Origin of the sequence: Chamaesiphon sp. OTE_8_metabat_110 (assembly GCF_031382685.1) — a bacterium.
Taxonomy (GTDB): Bacteria; Cyanobacteriota; Cyanobacteriia; order Cyanobacteriales; family Chamaesiphonaceae; genus Chamaesiphon.
In genome coordinates, this window is the sequence record NZ_JANMZA010000002.1 from 1 (window position 1) to 2,880 (window position 2,880).

Here is a 2,880-nt window from a genome sequence, read left to right on the forward strand (position 1 = left end):
GGGAATATTAGCTGCTGCTAATCGATCGCGGCGATAGATAATTACCGTCGTTCCCCAGCGATAAGGAACGCCCCAAACTTGACCCTTAGTGCTGTTATTACCGCGATCGTCTCGTTGCGCTAATTCCCGCCAGCGGGGTTCTAATTTAGCCCAATTTGTGAGACTTTGAGGATCGATCGGTTGAATCACTTTATCCTGAATAGCCTTTGACAACCAAGCATCACCGATCGTCACCAAATTAGGGATAAATTCTGCGGACTTACTCGGCGGAATCAAAGGAATTTTCAAGCCTTTAGATTCAGCTTTGCCAGTTTTATACCACTCTTGAAGCTGAGTCAAAATCTCTTTAAACTGACCTTCACCAACTAACTCTACTTTAGACGCGATCGGTTGAATCGACTTGCTAAATTCACTTAGTAATTGAGGTGGTAGCGCGCTCTTTAGTGCTAATAATCTCAGAATAGCTCGATTTTGACCTTGGCAACTAGTTAAGCCACTTCCTAGAGCCAGACTACCAAGGGTGACTAGAAAGGATCGACGTTGCATAAGAGATGGGAGATGGGAGTTGGGAGTTGGAGGTTAGGAAGTGGGAGGTTAGGAAGTGGGAGTTGGGAGAACAACTTTGCATTTTCAACTATCTTGAAAAAGTGATTGAATTGGTCTTAGAACAAGCAAAACATCTTTTTACTGTCTACTCCCATCTCCCATCTCCCATCTCTTACAAGGCTTTTTGCCCGATATCTTGGCGATAGTACATCCCCTCAAAAGTAATCGCTCTGACGCCCTGATAGGCGCGATCGATCGCGGTGGCAAAGTCAGGGGCGATACTGGTTACACCCAGTACGCGTCCGCCGTCAGTCAGGACGCGATTTTGCCTGAGTTGAGTACCCGCATGAAAGACCATCGTGCCTTCTGTATTTGCCGCATCAATGCCACCAATCACCCGACCGCGATCGTAATTTCCGGGATAGCCATGCGCTGCAATTGTGACACAAGTTGACACGGCTGGCTTCCATTCGATCGGTGGGAGCGCTGCCAATCGCTGTTCGACACAGGCTAGGAGCAATTCGACCAGGGGAGTAGCTAGTAGGGGCAAAATGGCTTGAGTTTCAGGATCGCCAAATCGGCAGTTAAATTCTAATACTTTAGGTTCCCCACTGGGCGCAATCATCAACCCAGCATAGATTACACCCCGATAGTCGATGCCGCGACGCTTGAGGGTCGCCAAGGTTGGTTCCAAAACTTCAGTTTGGATCCGTTTCATCAAAGCTGGCGTTGCTAGTGGTGCTGGGGCATAGGCACCCATCCCCCCAGTATTTGCGCCCGTATCACCGTCGCCAATCCGTTTGTGATCTTGAGCTGGTAATAAGGGTCGAATAGTTTTACCATCAGTTAGGGCGATTACCGATATTTCTTGACCCGTAATATATTCTTCGATCAGTAACTTGCCATAGTTTTGAGCAAATAATAGTTCGACGGCAGTGAGTGCATCGTGTAAAGTTTCGGCTACTACCACACCTTTACCAGCAGCCAATCCATCAGCTTTGACAACAATCGGTGCGCCTTGTTGCTCGATATAGGCGCGTGCGGTCGTTAAATCTGTAAAAGTTGCCGATTTGGGAGTCGGGATGCCCGCAGCTTCCATGAGAGCTTTAGCCCAAGTTTTGCTAGACTCAATTTGGGCACCTGCGCGAGTTGGGCCGAATACTGGAATATTCCGATTTTGAAGGTAATCAACAATTCCTAACGACAATGGCAATTCGGGGCCGATAATTACTAAGGAAACTCCATTTACTTCGGCAAATCTGGCAATCCCGCCAAAATCATCTACTCTAAACGAGAGATTTTGACAGCGCGGCATCGTCGCTGTACCGCCATTACCAGGGACACACAGAACTTGGGTAACTTGAGGAGATTGTAATAATGCCCACACGATCGCATGTTCTCGCCCACCATTACCAACAACTAAAATTTTCACCGACGCTAAACTCCCCCGCGACTTTGTTGCTAATCCTTCTGTACACTTTATCATCTCCCATCTCATGGATAAAATTAACTTTTCCACTCCCAGCGGCTTTCCGGAATTTTTACCTGGAGAAAAGCGCCTCGAACAACACCTAATGGATACAATTCGGCGGGTGTATGAGAGCTATGGTTTCACGCCGATCGAAACGCCTGCTGTAGAGCGGCTAGAAGTCCTTCAGGCGAAGGGAAACCAGGGCGATAATATCATTTACGGTTTGCAGCCAATGCTCCCGCCCAATCGCCAAGCAGAGCGAGATGAAGCTGGCAAGGGCGATACCGGATCGGAAGCGCGAGCGTTGAAGTTCGATCAAACCGTACCACTAGCTGCTTATATCGCCCGTCACCTCAACGATTTGCAGTTTCCCTTCGCTAGATATCAGATGGATCTGGTTTTTCGGGGCGAAAGGGCAAAAGATGGCCGCTATCGCCAATTTCGTCAGTGCGATATCGATGTTGTCGGACGTAAAGAATTGAGCTTACTTTATGATGCTCAAATGCCAGCGATCATCGCTGAAATTTTCAGTCAGATTGATATCGGTGAGTTCCTGATTCGGATTAATAATCGCAAAGTATTGACAGGCTTCTTTGATTCATTGGGTGTATCACCCGATCGCATCAAAGTCTGTATTAATATTATCGACACCCTCGAAAAAGTCGGCGTTGCTAAAGTATTAACAGGTTTAGCAACGCAGGGATTATCAACCGAACAATCCCAGCAGGTTATCGATTTTATCAAGATCGAAGGTGATGTCGATCGAGTCCTGACTACTCTCAATGACTTTGCCACCAAACTACCCGATGCCGATCGATTTAAACTAGGAATCGAAGAATTAACTACCGTAATTAATGGTGTTC

General features: G+C 47.3%; 1 protein-coding gene and 2 pseudogenes. 1 reads left to right on the plus strand and 2 read right to left on the minus strand.

The features are described from left to right. A pseudogene (locus RMO52_RS00020) lies at nt 1-546 on the minus strand (ABC transporter substrate-binding protein); the annotation flags it as partial. A gap of 172 nt (nt 547-718) precedes the next feature. After that, the gene (gene purD, locus RMO52_RS00025) at nt 719-1,978 is read right to left on the minus strand and encodes a phosphoribosylamine--glycine ligase (protein ID WP_310409899.1); all 1,260 of its coding nucleotides are present in this window, start codon (nt 1,976-1,978) and stop codon (nt 719-721) included. A 64-nt stretch (nt 1,979-2,042) separates the two neighbouring features. On the opposite strand from purD, the pseudogene RMO52_RS00030 reads away from it, so the two are divergent. Next, a pseudogene (locus RMO52_RS00030) lies at nt 2,043-2,880 on the plus strand (ATP phosphoribosyltransferase regulatory subunit); the annotation flags it as partial.